The following is a 17,393-nucleotide window of genomic DNA, read 5'->3' on the forward strand; positions in this document are numbered from 1 at the left end:
GTTTTATCTTGCTTAATTATCAATCTAAGCGTAAAATGCGCGCTCATTTCGGCTTATTAAATTTAATTCCTTGCCTTAAACCGACTGGCCGAAACGGTAGAAGGCTCTATTAACCGTAAGGAATATCCATGCGTCATTACGAAATCGTATTCATGGTTCACCCTGATCAGAGTGAGCAAGTAGCTGGTATGATCGAACGTTATACTGGTTCTATCACTGAAGCTGGTGGTACTATCCACCGTCTTGAAGACTGGGGCCGTCGTCAATTGGCTTACCCAATCGACAAGCTTCACAAAGCTCATTATGTTCTTATGAACGTTGAAGCACCTACTGAAGTAATCAGCGAGCTAGAAACTACTTTCCGCTACAACGATGCAGTGCTTCGTAACTTAGTTATGCGTACTAAAGACGCTGTAACTGAAGCATCTCCTCTTGCGAAAGAAGAGAAGAAAGAAGCACCAGCTGCTTAATCGTTTTGAGTTCAAGCATGGCGCTTGCAGTTGAGACAAAAAGATGAGCCAACCGCTTAATCCTTATATGAATCAGCTGACACTATCTGGGGTTGTATGTAAAACCCCAAAATATAGTCAAAGCCCTGCTGGTATACCGCATTGTATTTTTGTTCTTGAACATAAATCGATGCAAGTTGAAGCAGACCTTAACCGTAATAGTTATGTCAGGCTTCAAGTTGTTGCCAGCGGCACGCCATTGCAACAACAGACTCAACAATTGCACGTTGGGCACCAAGTGCAGGTGACGGGGTTTTTAAACCGTCACGAAGGTCGAAACGGCTTAAGCCAATTGGTCTTGCATGCTCAACATATAGAAAGAATTTTTTGAGGAATTATACTCATGGCACGTTATTTCAGACGTCGTAAGTTCTGCCGCTTTAAAGCGGAAGGCGTACAACAAATCGATTATAAAGATCTAGCTACTCTTAGAAACTATGTTACAGAAAGTGGCAAAATCGTACCTAGCCGTATCACAGGTACTAGCGCTAAATATCAGCGTCAGCTAGCAACTGCTATCAAGCGTGCTCGCTACTTAGCCCTTCTTCCATACACTGACTTACATAAGTAAGCAGCGGATTAACAGTTTTTAAAAGGTGTAGAGACATGCAAGTTATTCTACTAGACAAGATCGCAAACCTAGGTGGCCTAGGTGACCAGGTTGTAGTTAAATCTGGCTTCGCACGTAACTTCCTTTTCCCAAAAGGTAAGGCAGTTCCTGCAACTAAAGCTAACATCGAAACTTTCGAAGCACGTCGTGCTGATTTAGAAGCTAAGATCGCTGAAGATCTAGCTGCTGCTCAAGCTCGCGCTGACAAGTTAGAAGCATTAGCTGAAGTTACACTAGTTTCTAAAGCTGGTGACGAAGGCAAGTTATTCGGTTCTATCGGTACTCGCGACATCGCTGAAGCTATTTCAGCTGTTGGCGTTGAAGTTGCTAAATCAGAAGTTCGTTTACCTCTAGGTACTATCCGTGAGACTGGCGAATTTGACGTAGCAATCGCAGTACACTCAGACGTAACGGCTACTATCAAAGTAATCGTTATCGCTGAAGCTTAATAGCAATATTAAGTAAAAAAGGCCGCGCTTAGGTGCGGCTTTTTTGTGCCTGAAATTTGAGTAATAGCCACTTTCTGAATTAGCCTTAAACACGCTTAATTGTAGCGTTTTGTACCGCTATCAACTCATAGGTTTACGGTAAATAGTATTAGTTTTCATATTTTAAACACCTAATAGATAATCCTATAATCTTACCTATTTTACAAACAAACATTCTTTTTTCTTAATTTTATTCTTCTTATTAGTATAATCGGATGAATAAAGGTAAATTGGTTAAAATTGACACTGACAACGCTGTCATTTATATTGTTTTAACAAAAAAGTATTAGAGGTATTAAGATTGTTAAATGCGCTCGTGTTAAGTGGACAAGGTAAGCAACGTGGTTTTACATTAGTTGAATTACTTATTGTTGTAGCAATTATAGGTATTCTCTACAGTGTGGCATTACCCGCTTATACTGAGCATATGCAGCGCAGCCGACGCGCTGATATTCAACAAGAATTACTTCAATATAGTGCAAGTCTTGAGCGTATCTATTCGCGAAATGGTGGATATCCCAATACATTCACAACGCAAGATACTAGCTATTACTCTTTTACTTATACTGCCACCGATAAAGCTGCTGGTGCAGTGAGTGATTTTAAAAACCGTGGCTACAGTTTAAAAGCAACGCCTAATACGGGCTCTGCACAAGCGGGCGATCGCTGTGGTGAGCTTGTCGTTAACCATGATGGTAGTTACAGCGCGACAGCCAATGATTGTTGGGAGTAACTAAATTGCGTCGTTTAGTTGGTTTTACCCTAGTTGAATTATTAGTGGTGCTCGGTGTTATTGGGATTTTGGCAAGTCTTGCATTGCCATCTTTTAGCCAGCAGATTTTGCAAGATCGCGTCATTACTACCGCAAATCAACTCAACAACGTTTACAAATATGCGCGCAGTGAAGCTGTAAAACGCGATAAGTCGATTCGATTAGTTGTGAGTGATAACCGTTGGGAAGTGACTTTAAATGAAGCCGGTGTTGATACTATTTTAAAAGCATTTTCTGTGACAAAAGCTGGCGTTAGCGTCAATTTGGTCTCATTAACGGTGAGTGCCAGTGGTGAGGTTGATAGACAAGCAAGTATTCGTATTCAAGATGAGCATGTTAACACTACAGACTATGTGATGTGTGTACTTAAAAGTGGGCAAAATTGGTTAGTTGAAAGTTCACAGCGAGGGTGTGCATGAAGAAACAAGCAGGTTTTTCATTACTAGAGGTCATGATTTCTGTTGTTATTGCTGGGATAGCGTTATTGGGTTTAGCTGCAGCGCAGTTGAAGTCTTTACAGTATGCGACCAATAGTTTTCATTATACGGTGTCACTTATTCAAGGCCAAAACACAATTGAGCGTTTATGGCCGCATGTGTGTGAAATTCAAAAAACCGATCCCGCTTTGTTTCAGAATGCCACTTTTAGAGAAAGCCTTAAGCCACAAGTAAACGACTACCAACTGACGATTCCGGCTTCTTACAGTAACGATATGCAAATAAATGTTGGCTGGGTTGATAAACGTATGACTGATAACGCTGAAAACCAAATTAGTTTAAACGCCAGTTTTCCCGATTTATCGGCGGCTTGCTAATGATGAAGCGTGGTAAGGGTTTTAGTTTAGTTGAGCTGATGGTTGCACTTGCAGCAGGGGGATTTTTACTTGCAGGCGTGAGTTTATCTTATTCGGCTATTAAAAGTACGATTGCGGTAAGTAAAGAACTTGAAAACGCCCAAGAAGTGATTCGCTTTACAAGTAAAGTGTTCACCCGAAGTATAAAACAAACGCAATTAACGCCAATCGTTAGTGCAGATAACAGCACGATCACAATTACGCAGCCAAGTGGCGTTATTGCCTGTGACGGCTCTATTACCACGTCTCAAGTGACAGAAATCTATCGTTTAAATGGCAACGACTTATTATGCTCGTTAAATGGAGCGGTTGCCGAACGCTTACTAACTGGTATCGAAGCATTATCGTTTAGTTTATCCGGTGACTTGGTCACGATAAGTGTCAAACCACGGGATTTACCAACTCAATTTGGTCAAGGTATCAACATCGATATTGCCTTAACGAACGCAATTTTACTCAAAGCATATGGGAATAGTCGTGTTTAATAAACAAGCTGGTTTTACGCTTTTTACGGTTCTTATTTTAACCAGCATGGCGAGTATTGTGGTGCTGAGTTCATTACGTGAAACAATTGTACAAGAGCGCTTAAGTGGTAATTTTCAGAAAAAACTAAACAGTCGTTTACTAGCCGAAAAAGGCGTTTTTGAACAAGCTAAGTTATTGCAGCAAACTATTAATCGAGAAGGTATTCTCGCGGTTGATGAGTTGATCAATAAAACAAGTGATGCCTCAGGAGTGGGCGTTATCGCTGCTGATGCTACGTTTAATGCCAGTGTAAGTAAAAATGCCGATGGTGAACTAGAAATTGCCAGTTTAGGTCAGCGTTTTGAGGGAGATGCACAAAGTAATCTAGTTGCACGCTTTGCACTGCAAGGAGCTAAAGGAAGCTCTGTATTTACTAATGCGATGGTGGGTTGTAAAGGAGTTAACTTATCGGGGAGTGGCAGTATTGATAGCTACGACTCTAGCAAAGGCAGCTATGAAGAAACAAAATCGAATGATGGCGATGTATCGACCATCGCTGGTGATTCTGATGTTGTGTTGTCTGGTCATTCACCTATAAGAGGTGATGTTAAGGCTACAGGGGTTATCTACTTAAATGGTTCATCACCGATTATAGGTAATATTCATTCAAATACCGGGGTGTATATTTCACCAGGTAGTGGTTTACGTGTTGACGGTAACGTCTACACGGGTGGGTATTATACCCATCGTGGTGGCACTGTGTCAGGTGTTGTTAGAGCCAATGGCGATGCCAAAATGCAGTGGTCAACGTTTATTACAAATAACCAAGGTGAAGCGCTGGATATTATGTATGGTGGAACTGGTGACTTTAAAGATACCTATAATAATCAGCAAAATGGTGTTCATTACAGTGATAGTAAGTTTAATGTAAACCCAAATGTTGCACCTGTTACCGTTGCAGATCCTAGTGCACCAGATTACGATCCGAGCAACCCAGACACCAACTGTGATCCACTTATACTCCCAGAGAAAATGGTCGATATTCTCGATGAGGTTACTGACTATGATACTGTTTCGATTGGGCCAACACAGCAATTCAAGCTGAACACTCAAAAAGGTTTTTTTAGTCAAAATGGTCGACAAATTATCTTTCCGACGTTTGCGGATATTTTCTTGTTTGATTCAAATCCACAAACAAAAACAAGCGGTAGTAATAGTAAGGAATCTATATTTGCACTAGACCGATTAAAAATGACCAGTGACGGCAAAATGGAGGTCTCTGGTGGTGATGTTATTTTATTGGTTGATGGTGACTTCTCAATGGAAGGCGACACGACTCTTACAATAAAGAAAGACAGCAGTTTAACCGTGTTGATCACCGGCAAAGTGAGCATTGGTGCGGGAGCAAAAGTGATCACTGAACAAGAAGGGTTAACCAGCAGTGGTCATCCTTCATTGTCATTTTATTCAACATTTAATGGCATCAATGGAGTGCAATTTAGTGGAGCTGCTAATTTATATGCTGCGATATATGCGCCCCTCACAACGGTAAAATTATCTGGTAGTGGTGAGCTATTTGGTAGCGTTCGTGGCTCAAGTATCACAGCAACAGGGGGCAGTGGTGCCCATTACGATGCAAGTTTGTTGCAGGTTAAAAATGGCACGACACCGTCATCTCCAGCTCGTATTGTGTTTTTAGGTTGGCGCTACAAAACCGCAGAAACAAGCGAAGACGAAAGCGACGCATCACCTGCAGAATAACGCAAATCCCCCAAATAAAATTGTGTAAGCTCAATTATTTGTAGCTTACACAAAAAAATTTAATTTCATTTAAACCTTTTGAATCCCCCCTTACGTCTAATACACTAAATTCACAATAATAATCATAAAGGACAACATCCAGGATGTTGATAGATGCAGAACAAGCGTTCGTCCAGCAAAGTGAGCATGCCTTGATCGAGCGGGTTAAAAGCGGTGATCAAGCTGCCTATGCAACACTTTATGAGTTGCATGTGAAGCGAGTATATAGCCTTTGTTTACGATTGCTTGCAGATAAAGAGCACGCAGAAGATGCCACGCAAGAAGTGTTTGTACAGCTTTGGCATAAAATTGCTAACTTCGATGGACGCTCACAGTTTTCGACTTGGTTACATAGTGTTACCAGCAATATTGCGATTAGCTACATTCGCAAACATAAGAGTTGGCTGCAAAAAGTCGTGAGTTTTGAACAAAGTGGTATGGATGAGCAAAGCGCTGCAGATTGCGACGGCTTTAACGGCCTCGATAAGTTGGTGCTGAGATTACCTGAACGAGCACGTATGGTCTTTGTGCTGCACGCCATTGAAGGCTATCGCCATGAAGAGATAGCGAACATGCTAAACATGGCAGTTGGTTCAAGTAAGTCGCAATTTCACCGTGCAAGGCAGTTATTAAAAGAGTGGTATGAAAATGAGTAAGCAAGAATTTGAACAATTTTTAAATGACTCGCTTAACCAGAAGCAAGATATTAGCCCAGATAAAGATCTCTGGCCGGGTATTGAGCGAGCAATTGCAGAGCCGCAAACGCAGCAAATTGAGAAACCAACTCATGGCTGGAATAAGCTCGCGGCTGTGGCTGCTTGTTGTATTGCTGCACTGTTGACCGTACAGCTTTTTGTCGGTCAAGGTGAATCAAATAGCATGATGGCAATGAGCGACTATTTTACCAAGCAAAAGCAAGGTTTATTGGTGCAGTATCAAAATCAACCTGCATTAACCGATAATTGGCAGCAACAGCTTAAAGAGTTAGAAGAAGCAGAAAGCGCCATCAAGCAAGCACTTGAGAATGAACCTGAAAATCCAGCTTTATTACAAATGCTCTCGCAGGTTTATCAGCAGCAACTGGACTTAATTAACAAGGTGCATGCACCGAAGTGGCAAACGATTTAGGAGTGACAATTATGAAATTACTAGCTTTAACATTAGGATTATTGCCACTGATGGCAATGGCAGGACAAACCATTAACGAACAAATTGATGTGCCTGTAAATAAACGTATTTTTATTGAAAATCAACGGGGTGATGTACGCATTGAAGGCTGGGATAAGCCTCAACTTAAAATCGAAGGTGAGCTTGATGATAAAGCCGAAGGTTATCGTTTAGATGTGGAAGGCAGCCGTGTTGAATTTATCGTCAAAATGCCGCGTAACTTACGTGGTTGGAATAACGGTGATGGTTCACGTTTAACCATTTACATGCCAAAAAGCAGTGAGCTTGAGTTTGCCGGTGTGAATGTAACCGTCAGTGCTAAAGAGCTTGAAGCAGGCGCTGAAATCGATACCGTCAACGGCGACATTACAGTGCAAAAAATTAGCGGCAATATGAGCTTTGAAACAGTCAATGGTGATGTAAATGCCCATGATCTTAACGGTGATATTCGCTTTGAAACAGTCAATGGTGAAATCAACGATAAAAACTCGCAGGGTGCCTTACGCTTTACTGCAGTTAATGGTGATATAAAATCAAAAACCAAAGCGCAAGATGTTCGCCTTGAGAACGTAAATGGTGATATTGACTTTGCCTTTGATGCAATTAAAAAGCTACGCATAAACACAGTAAACGGTGAAGCGGAAGTTCACATCAATAAGCTGCTAGCAGATGCCAATATTCGTTTTGAATCAGTCAGTGGTGACGCCGAGTTTTACTTCCCTGCAGATGTATCGGCAAAGTTTGAAATTGAAGCTCATGCAAACGGTAAAATCGTTAATGAGCTGAGTGATGACAGAGCAACGAAGGCTAAATACGGCCCATCTAGCGACTTAGAATTTAGTATTAACGGTGGCGATGCTGATATCGAAATGGATACGATTAGCGGACGCATTGAACTTCGTAAACAGAAATAACGATTACAGTTCACTCAATTACAATAAAGCGGGAGGACTTCCCGCTTATACCAATCGTGTTAAGTTGTTGGTCTTAAATAGCGACAGATAAATGAAGTGATAACAAGGCAGAAATTTTGACATGTAGTTACTCTACTTTAGACATTTCTAACGCAGTTAGCGCTTTATTTAGCACGCTAGAATGACCAAATATTTAAGTCGATTGGTATTAACTATTTGCACAGCCTTAGCAAGTCGATAGAATAGAGCCATTCAATTTAAGTTTTGTGAAGTTATGGCCAAACCAGATAAGCAAGTCGACACATTAAAAGTTCCTCCCCATTCAATTGAAGCTGAGCAATCTGTTTTAGGTGGTTTAATGCTTGATAATCAAGCGTTTGACCGTGTTGCTGAGTTAGTGGTTGCACAGGATTTTTATACCCGCACCCACAAGCTAATTTTTGAAGCAATGGTGAGCCTTGCTGAAAGTGGCGACCCTATCGATTTGATCACTATTTCTGAAAGCTTAGAAAAAAATAATCAGTTAAGTAGTGTCGGTGGTTTTGCCTACCTTGCCGAAATTGCCAAAAACACGCCAAGTGCAGCGAACATTGATGCTTACGCGAATATTGTTCGTGAACGTGCTGTTATCCGTGAAATGATTGGTGTTGCGAACGAAATTGCCGAAGCTGGTTTTAGCCCTGAAGGGCGTACCAGCCATGATTTGCTCGACTTTGCCGAAAGTAAAGTATTTAAAATTGCAGAGCAACGCACAAAAAGTACTGAAGGGCCGCAAAGCTTACATAGCATCTTAGAAAAAACCGTCGATAAGATTGAAGAACTTTATCAGTCGCCGCAAGATGGTGTAACCGGTGTAAGTACAGGTTATACCGACCTTGATAAAATGACGGCAGGTATGCAGCCTTCTGACCTTATCATCGTGGCGGCACGTCCATCGATGGGTAAAACCACCTTCGCGATGAACTTAGCCGAACACGCAGCTATGACACAAGATAAGCCTGTGCTTATTTACTCACTAGAGATGCCTTCAGAGCAAATCATGATGAGGATGCTGGCATCGCTAGGTCGCATTAACCAAACTAAGGTGCGTACTGGTCAGCTTGATGATGATGACTGGGCGCGCCTGTCGTCAACCATGGGCTTGTTGATGGAAAAAGGTAAGATGTATGTTGATGATGCATCGGGCCTAACACCCACAGATGTGCGCTCGCGTGCGCGTCGTATTGCCCGCGACCATGGCGGTATTAGTATGATCATGGTCGACTATTTACAGTTAATGCGTGTACCAAGCTTATCTGATAACCGTACTCTAGAGATTGCTGAAATATCTCGTTCATTAAAAGCACTGGCAAAAGAACTGCAATGTCCGGTTATTGCATTATCACAGCTAAACCGTACTCTAGAGCAACGTGCCGATAAACGCCCAATCAACTCAGACTTACGTGAATCAGGCTCGATCGAGCAGGATGCCGACTTAATCATGTTTATTTACCGTGATGAAGTGTATAACGAAGACAGTGCTGAAAAAGGCGTGGCCGAAATCATCATTGGTAAGCAGCGTAACGGCCCAATCGGTAAAGTACGTTTAACGTTCCAAGGTCAATTCTCGCGTTTTGATAACTACGCGGGTCCAGCTATGGATGACGAATACTAATGCGCTTAGCCATTGCCGAAATCAACCTTCAAGCACTTGCCCATAATTTAGCGCAAGTGAAGCGCTTTGCGCCTGGTTGCAAAGTAATGGCGGTGCTAAAAGCCAACGCCTATGGTCATGGCTTAGTAAAAATTGCCCAATACTTAAATGATGCCGACGCTTTTGCGGTAGCACGCATTGACGAAGCGTTAGCGCTACGTGCCGGTGGACTGACAAAACCGATTGTATTGCTTGAAGGTTTTTTTCATCAAGACGATCTGCCAATTTTGCTGGCGAATAACTTTCAAACCATCATTCATGATGAGAATCAGCTCACCAGCCTTGAAAATGCAATGCTTGACGCACCGATTGCATGTTGGTTAAAAATTAACACCGGTATGCATCGCTTAGGGATTGCACCATCGCAATTTGAGTCTTTTTACAGTCGCTTAAAAGCAAGTCCTAATGCCCGTGATGACATTAAATTAATGACGCATTTCTCGTGTGCCGATGACATCAATGATGAAAAGACCGCTCAGCAAATTGCTTTGTTTGACTCATTAGCTGATGGCAAAAGCGAGCAGCATTGCCTTGCAAACTCAGCTGGCATTATTGCTTGGCCAAAAGGTCATGGCGAGTGGGTACGCCCGGGGTTGATGCTCTATGGCGTATCACCAATGCTTAATGGTGTTGGTCAACAGCACGGGCTTAAACCTGTTATGCGTTTAACGACTCGCGTTATTGCGATTCGTGATGTTGAGGCTAATCAGTGTGTTGGCTATGGTGGCCGTTGGTGTAGTGATAAAGCCACTAAGCTTGCCGTAGTTGCGATGGGCTACGGTGATGGTTATCCGCGTCATGCCGAGCAGGGCACACCGGTTATTATTAAGTCGCAGCGCTATGGTATTGTCGGCAGTGTGGCGATGGATATGATCACGGTCGATATTGGTGATAACCACGACAATATCAAAGTAGGAGATGAGGTGATCATGTGGGGGCCTGAGCTTCCCGTTGAAGAGATTGCCCAGTGTGCAACAACCATTCCGTACGAGTTACTGTGTAATATAACCCCGCGAGTAAGCTACGAGTATCAAGAATAACTATTCTTTAATAAAATACACGTCGCTAAAGCCCATTCGTGCGAATTCTTGATCACGAAAATTACGCACTGCTGCAGAACCTTTTGAAGTCATTTCGACTTGCTGTTCCATCTTTAAATAATTCGTTAAATCAATGCCTTCAGCCGCAGCTATCGCATGATACATATCGCGGTATTTATCTTTAGCAAAATTGATTTCGCGCGGTTGGTTTTTAAATTTATAAGTGATGCGGCGTGCCATAATGAGTCCTCAATGTTTATCGGGGCTGATTTTACACTAAAAAATAGCCAGAGCCATGACTTGTTAGTATAAGCGAGTTACAATGCAATACTTTGAAAATACTCGGTAACGCATATGAAACTTTCAGTAGAGATCAGCAAGTATCCACTTCACCAAGATTATATTCCGTTTATTAAAGGTTTTATTGACCGTGTAAATAGTTATGAAGGTCTAAAAGTGATCACCAATACCTTATCGACACAGATTTTCGGTGATTATGATTTAGTGATGTCTGTACTTAATACTGAAATCAAACGTTCATATGAAGAGTTTGGTAAAGCTATTTTTGTTTGTAAATTCTTACATGGTGACTTGTCGCCTAGCGAAGACTAATCTCTAAAGTAGCGCGTGTTATGGAATTTTTGAGCGAAACCTTCTCAGGCTTTACTGCCATGTCGCATTGGGAATACATTGCCGTTGCATTGTCGATGGCGTATTTACTGTTAGCGATTAAAGAAAGCCTATGGTGTTGGCCAGCCGCGTTTTTGAGCACCTTTATTTATACCGTGATGTACTGGAATGGCGCACTGTTGATGGAGTCGCTACTTAATTTTTACTATATGTATATGGCGGTATATGGTTGGGTAGTTTGGCGCCGGGGCATGAACAATAAAGATCATCTGCCAATAATTTCTTGGTCGTTGAAGCGCCATGCAGTGATTTTGCTTGCTACTTCATTAGCTTCAGTTGTTATTGGTTTTGTGATGACCAATTACACCCATGCTGATTTTGCTTATTTAGACAGTTTTACCACCTGTTTTGCTGTGGTGACAACCTACCTTGTTGCTAAGAAGGTACTGGAAAACTGGTTATACTGGATTGTGATTGATGCAGCTTCGATGTATTTGTACTTTGAAAAAGGTTATTACCCAACCTTAGTGCTTTTTGTGTTTTACACCATTATGGCAGCGTGGGGCTTTAAAACTTGGTACGAAGAATACGAGCAGCATCAGGCTAAGCCGCTTGCACAGCTATAGATGAAAACTGAGCAACAAATTCACGCGTTGTTTGCGCGTTTTGACCCCCATTTAATTATTACCTCAATCAGCCCGCTGGTTGAGGGATTAAGCAATGACAACTACTTAGTAAAAACCTCAAATAAAGATTTCTTGGTTAAGCATTATCGCGACCACTGGCCTGCAATAGGCCTTGCTGCGCAAACGCACTTTGCAAAGCATAGCTGCTGTCCTGCACCGCTTTGGTTAGAGCAAGCAACCGATACGGCTATTTTTGAATACGTGGCAGGTAGCATTGCAAGCGGTGAGTTCTGTAGTAGCTTATTGCCTGATTTAGTGAATTTACATCGTTATCCTGTGCTAACCGAGCCTATGGATATTGCCTACGAAATTAACTATTATCAGCAAACACCCCGTTACCAGCAACACGCAGATCTAATTAAGCAATCACTGGCTTATATTGCTTCAGCACCAAAAGATATGGGCTTTTGCCATAATGATTTAGTAAAAGAAAATATCATTGTGAATGAATCAGGTATGTTTTTGATCGACTTTGAATATGCCAAAAGTAACGATGTTTATTTTGACTTAGCGGCGCTGGTGGTGAGTTTTGCACTGAATGACGAGCAGCAACTAGCATTACTTAAAAGTTACCATGCGCTTGTGTGCGACCATTACGAGTTTAACTTATCAGTTGAAAAGCTCGCTGCGTTTCAGGCACTGTTTTTACTTTTATGTATTTGCTGGTATGAACAACGTGGTGCGATGGACAAAGTGGCGCCACTGCTTACACAGCTTAACCACTTCATATTAAAAGTTAAAAACTAAAGACCGCCAATTCGCTCGGCAAGCTCTTTATATTTTTTTACGTCTTCTGGATCAAACAAAGGCTCACCTTTGTCATCTTGTGATTTAGAGATCAGTAAATGTTCGCGAGCAAGGCGTTTTACACGTTCAACTTTGACACCTAAAAATTCCGCCACTTGCTCTGTAGACATTAAACTCATGATCAAATTCCCCTTATGCGGCAATGAATGCCACCTTGTTATTAATTTTACTAAGTATACGTTAATACCTTGGTTCTGCCCGAAAGTGAAGTGTTTTAATGCAAATTGCTGAATTTATGTGCATATAGAGAGCTCGGCGCTAGCATTTAATGACAGATGCCATTATCATTGCCGGGTTGTCATGCTGATATCGCGAGTCAGTACTGGCGACGACAAATGTGCTCTCGTGGTGAAATGGATATCACGTGGCCCTCCGGAGGCTAAGTTGCAGGTTCGATCCCTGCCGAGAGCGCCATTTGCTCTTCACTTTAATATCTTCTAAGCTCGATTTACTCTTTAATAAAACTCAAAAGTAAAATGACCTATCAACCCATAGACTGTGGCGACTACGATAAGTACGAATTATGGTGCATGCATAAATCATTATTGAGTATTACCTTAGTATCTGGTGAACAGGTAGAGGGAAGGGCTGAGACACTCAAAATAGTTAACTCCGATGGCGAGCACCTGATTTTGGTGACAAAAAAAGGCGAACATGCCGTCCGCCTTGATTTAATTAAAAAGGTTATCGCGTTATAGCCACTTCTTATTTTTAAAGTAAATGCCAATTCCAACGGTTAGCACCAGCAAGAAAATAATAAACAAGCTAAATGCATAAGGGCTTTCAGTGCCCGGAATTCCACCCACGTTTACACCGAGTAAGCCTGTTAAGAAGCCAAGTGGTAAAAACAGTGCAGCAACTACCGACATCACATACATGCGTTGGTTTAGTTGCTCCGACACTTGGCTGGTAATCGCTTGTTGAATAATTTGCGCACGTTCAATCGAGCTGTCTAGCTCCTCTAAATAACGGATCAACATATTGGTTGTTTCGTTTAAGCGTGCTTTATCGTCTTCATCTAGCCACTTATATTTGTTGTTTAACAAAGTAATAAGTGCTTCTTTTTGTGGTCTTAAATAACGTTTTAACGCGATTGTCTGACGACGAATTTGCGCTAGCGATTGATGATCAAAGCCTTTGTTTGGTTCATCTATTTCATCTTCAAAGCCATCAAGTGTGTCATCAAGGCTATCGATCACCGCTTGCATACGAGACGTTAGGTTTTGCGCTAATTGACACACTAATTCAGAGATTGAGCAAGGGCCATTACTACCATCGAACGATTCAACAACGTCTTGCACCGATAATAAACGGCGTTTACGCGTTGTAACAATAACATTCTCGTTGATGAATAAACGTAACGACACCATATCTTCTGGACTTTGCGCAGGGTTTAAATTTACACCACGTAAAAACAGCATGTTACCGTTGGTAACTTTAGTTAGGCGAGGGCGTGTTTCATCAGCAATAAGGGACTCAAGTTCGTAATCTGTTAATAAGTTACTTTGTTCAAGCCATTGCACTGCATCGGCCTGACTGTAGTCCATGTGAACCCAAAGTTTTCCGTGTGCAGGTTGCCAATTTTGCAGCTCAGTACTATTGTCAATAGCACGTGCGCCGCCTTGTTCGTCTAAGATTAAGACATGAAGTAACCCATTGATCATATTGAGCTCTCATTTTACAAATAGTGCGATATAGTCGAGTATATACATTAGTATAGTCAAGACTATATTAATGAAATCGATTTATCGAGGGGATAAATATATTTCGTTGGTGTTTCTAGCGCTGTAGCGTATAAGACACTTTTTTAAAGAGGGCACATGAATGACCGCAAAAATGATAGTTGGCTGGCGTGAGTGGCTGAGCTTGCCAGAACTGGGCATTGAGAAGATCAAAGCGAAAGTGGATACAGGTGCGCGTACATCTTGTATTCATGCGTTTGATATTGAGGAATTTTCAGAAAATGGCGAAAACTGGGTGAAATTTAGTACCCATCCTCTGCAAGAAGATGTAGAAACAACAGTGTTGTGTCGTGCAAAAATCGTTGAGCGTAAGTACGTGACCAGTTCGAGTGGTCAGCGTGAACTTCGTTACTTTATTGAAACAAAACTCGTTGCAGGAGACCAAAGCTGGCCTGTAAGAGTAACCTTAAGTAACCGTGCAACGATGAAGTTTAGAATGTTGCTAGGGCGCACAGCAATGGAAAATCGTATAGTCGTTGATCCGGCTTTATCACACTTATTATAAAAAGGACTTATGACACATTTTTAATGTGTATGAGTTAAACAGTTAAGGTTTTAACTATGAAACTTGGTATTTTATCTCGCAACCAAAATTTATATTCAACACGTCGCTTGATAGAGGCAGCAGAACAGCGTGGTCATGAAGTAAAAGTGATTGATGCACTACGTTGTTACATGAACATTAATTCAGAGCAACCAGAAATTCATTATCGTGGCGAAAATTTAAAAGATTTTGATGCTATCGTGCCACGTATTGGTTCATCAGTAACTTTCTATGGTTGTGCGGTATTACGTCAGTTTGAAATGATGGGCGTATTTCCTGTGAACGAGTCTGTTGCTATTACCCGTTCACGTGACAAATTACGTTCACTACAGCTACTCTCGCGAAAAGGTGTGGGTATGCCAGTAACAGGCTTTGCGAGCAAACCTGATGACGTAAAAGACTTATTAAGCATGGTAGGTGGCACACCTGTAGTAATTAAACTACTTGAAGGTACGCAAGGTATCGGTGTGGTATTAGCTGAAACACGCAAAGCAGCAGAAAGTGTAATTGAAGCATTCATGGGCTTGAAAGCCAATATCATGGTGCAAGAGTACATCAAAGAAGCTGGCGGTGCTGATATTCGCTGTTTCGTACTAGGTGATAAAGTTATTGCAGCTATGAAGCGTCAAGCTCAAGAAGGTGAGTTCCGCTCGAACTTACACCGTGGTGGTAGTGCGACACTTGTGCGTATTACGCCTGAAGAAAGAAGAACTGCGGTTGCAGCTGCTAAAGCGATGGGCTTGAACGTAGCAGGTGTCGATTTACTTCGTTCTGCACGTGGTCCATTAGTGATGGAAGTAAATTCATCACCAGGCCTTGAAGGCATTGAAGTAGCAACAGGCAAGGACATTGCTGGCATGATCATCAATTTTATTGAGAAAACAGCCGCTACAAAAAGAACTGCAACTCGTGGTAAAGGCTAGGCCTTTTGGTATAAGCGCTCTATTAAAAGGAACAGTGCGTGGCTAAGGTTAAGAAAAATACACCGTTTTCAATTTTAGGTGATACGGTGGGGGTTGGCGAACGTAAAACATTTTCTATTGAAGCTGCTAAGCTTTATACCCATTCGCCGTTAAATATTCCGATTGAAGTCGTCAATGGTGTGCAGCAAGGACCGGTATTAATGGTATGTGCGGCCATTCATGGTGACGAGCTCAATGGTGTTGAGGTTGTTAGGCAATTACTGGCTAAGATTGAGCCTGAGCAACTGCGAGGGACAATTATTGCAGTACCGATTGTGAATGTATTTGGATTCATTCACAAATCACGCTATTTACCTGATCGCCGAGATATGAACCGTAGCTTTCCGGGCTCAACCCGCGGTTCATTAGCTGGGCGCATGGCTAATGCATTTTTCTCGCAAGTAGCTATGCATTGTACGCATATTATTGACTTACATACGGGCGCGATACACCGGACAAACTTGCCGCAAATTCGTGCTAATTTAAGTGATCCTGCAACAGCAGCTATGGCGAAAGCCTTTGGTACTCCAGCGGTGATTGATGCGTCACTTCGTAATGGTTCATTACGTAGTGAGGCGGCAAATTTAGGTATTCCAGTAATTACTTATGAAGCGGGTGAAGCGCTTCGCTTTGACCCTATTGCCATTGCTGCAGGTGTGCAAGGTGTTGATTATGTAATGCGCCATTTAAAAATGGTACGAGGTAAGCGAGCTAAGAAGCTACCAGAGCCGGTTATTGCAAGCTCAACAAGCTGGGTGCGCGCCGAAGTTGACGGTATTGTGCGTGCACAAGTATCACTTGGTGAGCGAGTAATGAAAGGGCAAGTGTTAGCTTATATCAGCAGCCCACTTGGTGATGCTGAGCTTGAGCTACTCGCTCCGCGCAGTGGTATTGTGATTGGTCAACAAACCATGCCGCTTGTGAACGAAGGGGATGCTGTATTCCATCTTGCTTACTTTGCTCATGCAAATAGTATTGTAGAGCAACAACTTGAAAACTTTATTGATGAAATAAGCGATATTGAAGACGAGTTGAAAACGGCAGATTTGAATAATTAGCCGTTAAAGTATTTTATAAAAAAAGCCGCAATTGCGGCTTTTATTTTTTTGGCCCTAAAATGCGCTTTATGGTTGGCGCTTTAGTCGCTGTAGGTGGGGTCTTTAACACCATTACAGGGCGGGTAACAAAGATGTTGTTTGGGTAAATGACTTTGTGGCCATCAACATGCTCAAGCACCACGTTCATTAACCCCATTTCGATAATACGCCCTTCTAAGAAGTTTGCACCGTCAATTACTCTCACCCAAAAACCAACCCGACAATCGTTTTGAATAAACATCAGCAAGAAGGCTGTTAGGTTGCTTAGTAACGACCAAGCAGCAAAAAGGGCTACACCCAACATGGCAAAAATGGATGAGCCTAGTACTAACAAGCCGCGCAGTTCTATACCCCAAAAAACTAATACTAAGCATAGCATTACGATCGCCAAAATAATGTTAAGGAGTAGCTCTGCACGGTACTCTCGGTGCGGATCAGCTTTACCTTTAATGGCTTTTAAAAGCAGTTTTTTGGTGGTTTTACGTAGTAGCGGATAGAGCAAAACCGCGATGATTGTCACGATTAAATGATATTGCTCATTAAAAAATTCGACGAAGTCCAAAGGGGTTCCCAAGCTAATAATTTACGTCCGATTTTAGCGCGTTAGTTGCTGA

General features: G+C 42.0%; 25 protein-coding genes and 1 tRNA gene. 22 read left to right on the forward strand and 4 right to left on the reverse strand.

Annotated elements, in window-relative coordinates; all coding sequences use genetic code 11:
• Positions 1-128 precede the first annotated feature (128 nt).
• The 14 genes from rpsF (at position 129) to alr (ending at position 10,311) form a co-directional block, all read left to right on the forward strand.
• The gene (rpsF, locus tag L1264_RS07405) at positions 129-470 is read left to right on the forward strand and encodes a 30S ribosomal protein S6 (protein ID WP_135926189.1); all 342 of its coding nucleotides are present in this window, start codon (positions 129-131) and stop codon (positions 468-470) included.
• A 67-nt stretch (positions 471-537) separates the two neighbouring features.
• A complete protein-coding gene (gene priB, locus L1264_RS07410; RefSeq protein WP_135926322.1) occupies positions 538-840 on the forward strand; it encodes a primosomal replication protein N in 303 nt (100 codons plus the stop codon).
• Positions 841-852: 12 nt separating this feature from the next.
• Positions 853-1,080, forward strand: a complete 228-nt coding sequence (gene rpsR / locus L1264_RS07415; RefSeq protein ID WP_002962753.1) for a 30S ribosomal protein S18 — start codon at positions 853-855, stop codon at positions 1,078-1,080.
• Between the two features lie 35 nt (positions 1,081-1,115).
• On the forward strand, positions 1,116-1,568 hold the full coding sequence (rplI, locus tag L1264_RS07420) for a 50S ribosomal protein L9 (RefSeq protein ID WP_135926188.1): 453 nt from the start codon (positions 1,116-1,118) through the stop codon (positions 1,566-1,568).
• Between the two features lie 340 nt (positions 1,569-1,908).
• On the forward strand, positions 1,909-2,340 hold the full coding sequence (locus tag L1264_RS07425) for a type IV pilin protein (RefSeq protein ID WP_206769175.1): 432 nt from the start codon (positions 1,909-1,911) through the stop codon (positions 2,338-2,340).
• A 5-nt stretch (positions 2,341-2,345) separates the two neighbouring features.
• The gene (locus L1264_RS07430; protein WP_135926187.1) at positions 2,346-2,798 is read left to right on the forward strand and encodes a GspH/FimT family pseudopilin; all 453 of its coding nucleotides are present in this window, start codon (positions 2,346-2,348) and stop codon (positions 2,796-2,798) included.
• Entirely contained in the window at positions 2,795-3,193 is a 399-nt protein-coding gene (locus L1264_RS07435; protein WP_199527340.1) for a type IV pilus modification PilV family protein, read from the forward strand. Before L1264_RS07430 ends, L1264_RS07435 begins: the two co-directional genes overlap by 4 nt.
• A complete protein-coding gene (locus L1264_RS07440; RefSeq protein ID WP_199527341.1) occupies positions 3,193-3,717 on the forward strand; it encodes a PilW family protein in 525 nt (174 codons plus the stop codon). The genes L1264_RS07435 and L1264_RS07440 overlap by 1 nt, the downstream gene beginning before the upstream one ends.
• Positions 3,710-5,458 (forward strand): DUF7305 domain-containing protein, encoded by a 1,749-nt coding sequence (locus L1264_RS07445; RefSeq protein ID WP_235403851.1) that lies wholly within the window; start codon positions 3,710-3,712, stop codon positions 5,456-5,458. The genes L1264_RS07440 and L1264_RS07445 overlap by 8 nt, the downstream gene beginning before the upstream one ends.
• Before the next feature lie 143 nt (positions 5,459-5,601).
• On the forward strand, positions 5,602-6,153 hold the full coding sequence (locus L1264_RS07450; protein WP_135926183.1) for an RNA polymerase sigma factor: 552 nt from the start codon (positions 5,602-5,604) through the stop codon (positions 6,151-6,153).
• A complete protein-coding gene (locus tag L1264_RS07455; RefSeq protein WP_138557045.1) occupies positions 6,140-6,625 on the forward strand; it encodes a hypothetical protein in 486 nt (161 codons plus the stop codon). Before L1264_RS07450 ends, L1264_RS07455 begins: the two co-directional genes overlap by 14 nt.
• Before the next feature lie 11 nt (positions 6,626-6,636).
• The gene (locus L1264_RS07460; protein WP_138557044.1) at positions 6,637-7,578 is read left to right on the forward strand and encodes a DUF4097 family beta strand repeat-containing protein; all 942 of its coding nucleotides are present in this window, start codon (positions 6,637-6,639) and stop codon (positions 7,576-7,578) included.
• A gap of 274 nt (positions 7,579-7,852) precedes the next feature.
• The gene (gene dnaB, locus L1264_RS07465; RefSeq protein ID WP_135926180.1) at positions 7,853-9,232 is read left to right on the forward strand and encodes a replicative DNA helicase; all 1,380 of its coding nucleotides are present in this window, start codon (positions 7,853-7,855) and stop codon (positions 9,230-9,232) included.
• Positions 9,232-10,311 carry an alanine racemase gene (alr, locus tag L1264_RS07470; RefSeq protein WP_138557043.1) on the forward strand — a complete coding sequence of 360 codons (1,080 nt, stop codon included), beginning with the start codon at positions 9,232-9,234 and terminating at the stop codon, positions 10,309-10,311. Before dnaB ends, alr begins: the two co-directional genes overlap by 1 nt.
• Here the strand turns inward: alr and L1264_RS07475 are convergent, their stop codons facing one another.
• The gene (locus L1264_RS07475) at positions 10,312-10,551 is read right to left on the reverse strand and encodes a DUF2960 domain-containing protein (protein ID WP_054554201.1); all 240 of its coding nucleotides are present in this window, start codon (positions 10,549-10,551) and stop codon (positions 10,312-10,314) included.
• Positions 10,552-10,665: 114 nt separating this feature from the next.
• Between L1264_RS07475 and L1264_RS07480 the strand changes: the two genes are divergently transcribed.
• The 3 genes from L1264_RS07480 to L1264_RS07490 are packed head-to-tail and all read left to right on the forward strand — an operon-like array spanning position 10,666 to position 12,374.
• Entirely contained in the window at positions 10,666-10,923 is a 258-nt protein-coding gene (locus tag L1264_RS07480; RefSeq protein ID WP_054563401.1) for a YkoF family thiamine/hydroxymethylpyrimidine-binding protein, read from the forward strand.
• 20 nt (positions 10,924-10,943) lie between these two features.
• A complete protein-coding gene (gene pnuC / locus L1264_RS07485; protein ID WP_135926178.1) occupies positions 10,944-11,567 on the forward strand; it encodes a nicotinamide riboside transporter PnuC in 624 nt (207 codons plus the stop codon).
• The gene (locus L1264_RS07490; protein WP_235403852.1) at positions 11,568-12,374 is read left to right on the forward strand and encodes a phosphotransferase family protein; all 807 of its coding nucleotides are present in this window, start codon (positions 11,568-11,570) and stop codon (positions 12,372-12,374) included. It abuts the gene before it with no gap.
• On the opposite strand, the gene L1264_RS07495 is transcribed toward L1264_RS07490, so the two are convergent.
• Positions 12,371-12,553, reverse strand: coding sequence for a helix-turn-helix domain-containing protein (locus L1264_RS07495; RefSeq protein ID WP_054563404.1), 183 nt, complete (start codon positions 12,551-12,553; stop codon positions 12,371-12,373). The genes L1264_RS07490 and L1264_RS07495 overlap by 4 nt on opposite strands.
• A 220-nt stretch (positions 12,554-12,773) precedes the next feature.
• Between L1264_RS07495 and L1264_RS07500 the strand changes: the two genes are divergently transcribed.
• Together L1264_RS07500 and L1264_RS07505 are read left to right on the forward strand one after the other, a co-directional pair.
• Positions 12,774-12,848 (forward strand) — tRNA-Arg (locus tag L1264_RS07500).
• Positions 12,849-12,910: 62 nt separating this feature from the next.
• Positions 12,911-13,132, forward strand: a complete 222-nt coding sequence (locus L1264_RS07505; protein WP_199527343.1) for a Rho-binding antiterminator — start codon at positions 12,911-12,913, stop codon at positions 13,130-13,132.
• On the opposite strand, the gene zntB is transcribed toward L1264_RS07505, so the two are convergent.
• Positions 13,127-14,098: a zinc transporter ZntB gene (zntB, locus tag L1264_RS07510; RefSeq protein WP_135926175.1), complete on the reverse strand. Its 972-nt coding sequence runs from the start codon at positions 14,096-14,098 to the stop codon at positions 13,127-13,129. The genes L1264_RS07505 and zntB overlap by 6 nt on opposite strands.
• Before the next feature lie 160 nt (positions 14,099-14,258).
• On the opposite strand from zntB, the gene L1264_RS07515 reads away from it, so the two are divergent.
• Genes L1264_RS07515 through L1264_RS07525 form a run of 3 tightly spaced genes read left to right on the forward strand, consistent with a single transcriptional unit; the run spans position 14,259 to position 16,740 of the window.
• A complete protein-coding gene (locus tag L1264_RS07515) occupies positions 14,259-14,681 on the forward strand; it encodes an ATP-dependent zinc protease family protein (RefSeq protein ID WP_135926174.1) in 423 nt (140 codons plus the stop codon).
• Positions 14,682-14,737: 56 nt separating this feature from the next.
• The gene (gene rimK / locus L1264_RS07520; protein WP_135926173.1) at positions 14,738-15,643 is read left to right on the forward strand and encodes a 30S ribosomal protein S6--L-glutamate ligase; all 906 of its coding nucleotides are present in this window, start codon (positions 14,738-14,740) and stop codon (positions 15,641-15,643) included.
• A 38-nt stretch (positions 15,644-15,681) separates the two neighbouring features.
• The gene (locus L1264_RS07525) at positions 15,682-16,740 is read left to right on the forward strand and encodes a succinylglutamate desuccinylase/aspartoacylase family protein (RefSeq protein ID WP_135926172.1); all 1,059 of its coding nucleotides are present in this window, start codon (positions 15,682-15,684) and stop codon (positions 16,738-16,740) included.
• Between the two features lie 40 nt (positions 16,741-16,780).
• On the opposite strand, the gene L1264_RS07530 is transcribed toward L1264_RS07525, so the two are convergent.
• Positions 16,781-17,341, reverse strand: a complete 561-nt coding sequence (locus L1264_RS07530; RefSeq protein ID WP_135926168.1) for a mechanosensitive ion channel domain-containing protein — start codon at positions 17,339-17,341, stop codon at positions 16,781-16,783.
• Positions 17,342-17,393 lie beyond the last annotated feature (52 nt).

The organism is Pseudoalteromonas sp. APAL1 (genome assembly GCF_021532475.1).
GTDB lineage: Bacteria > Pseudomonadota > Gammaproteobacteria > Enterobacterales > Alteromonadaceae > Pseudoalteromonas > Pseudoalteromonas lipolytica_C.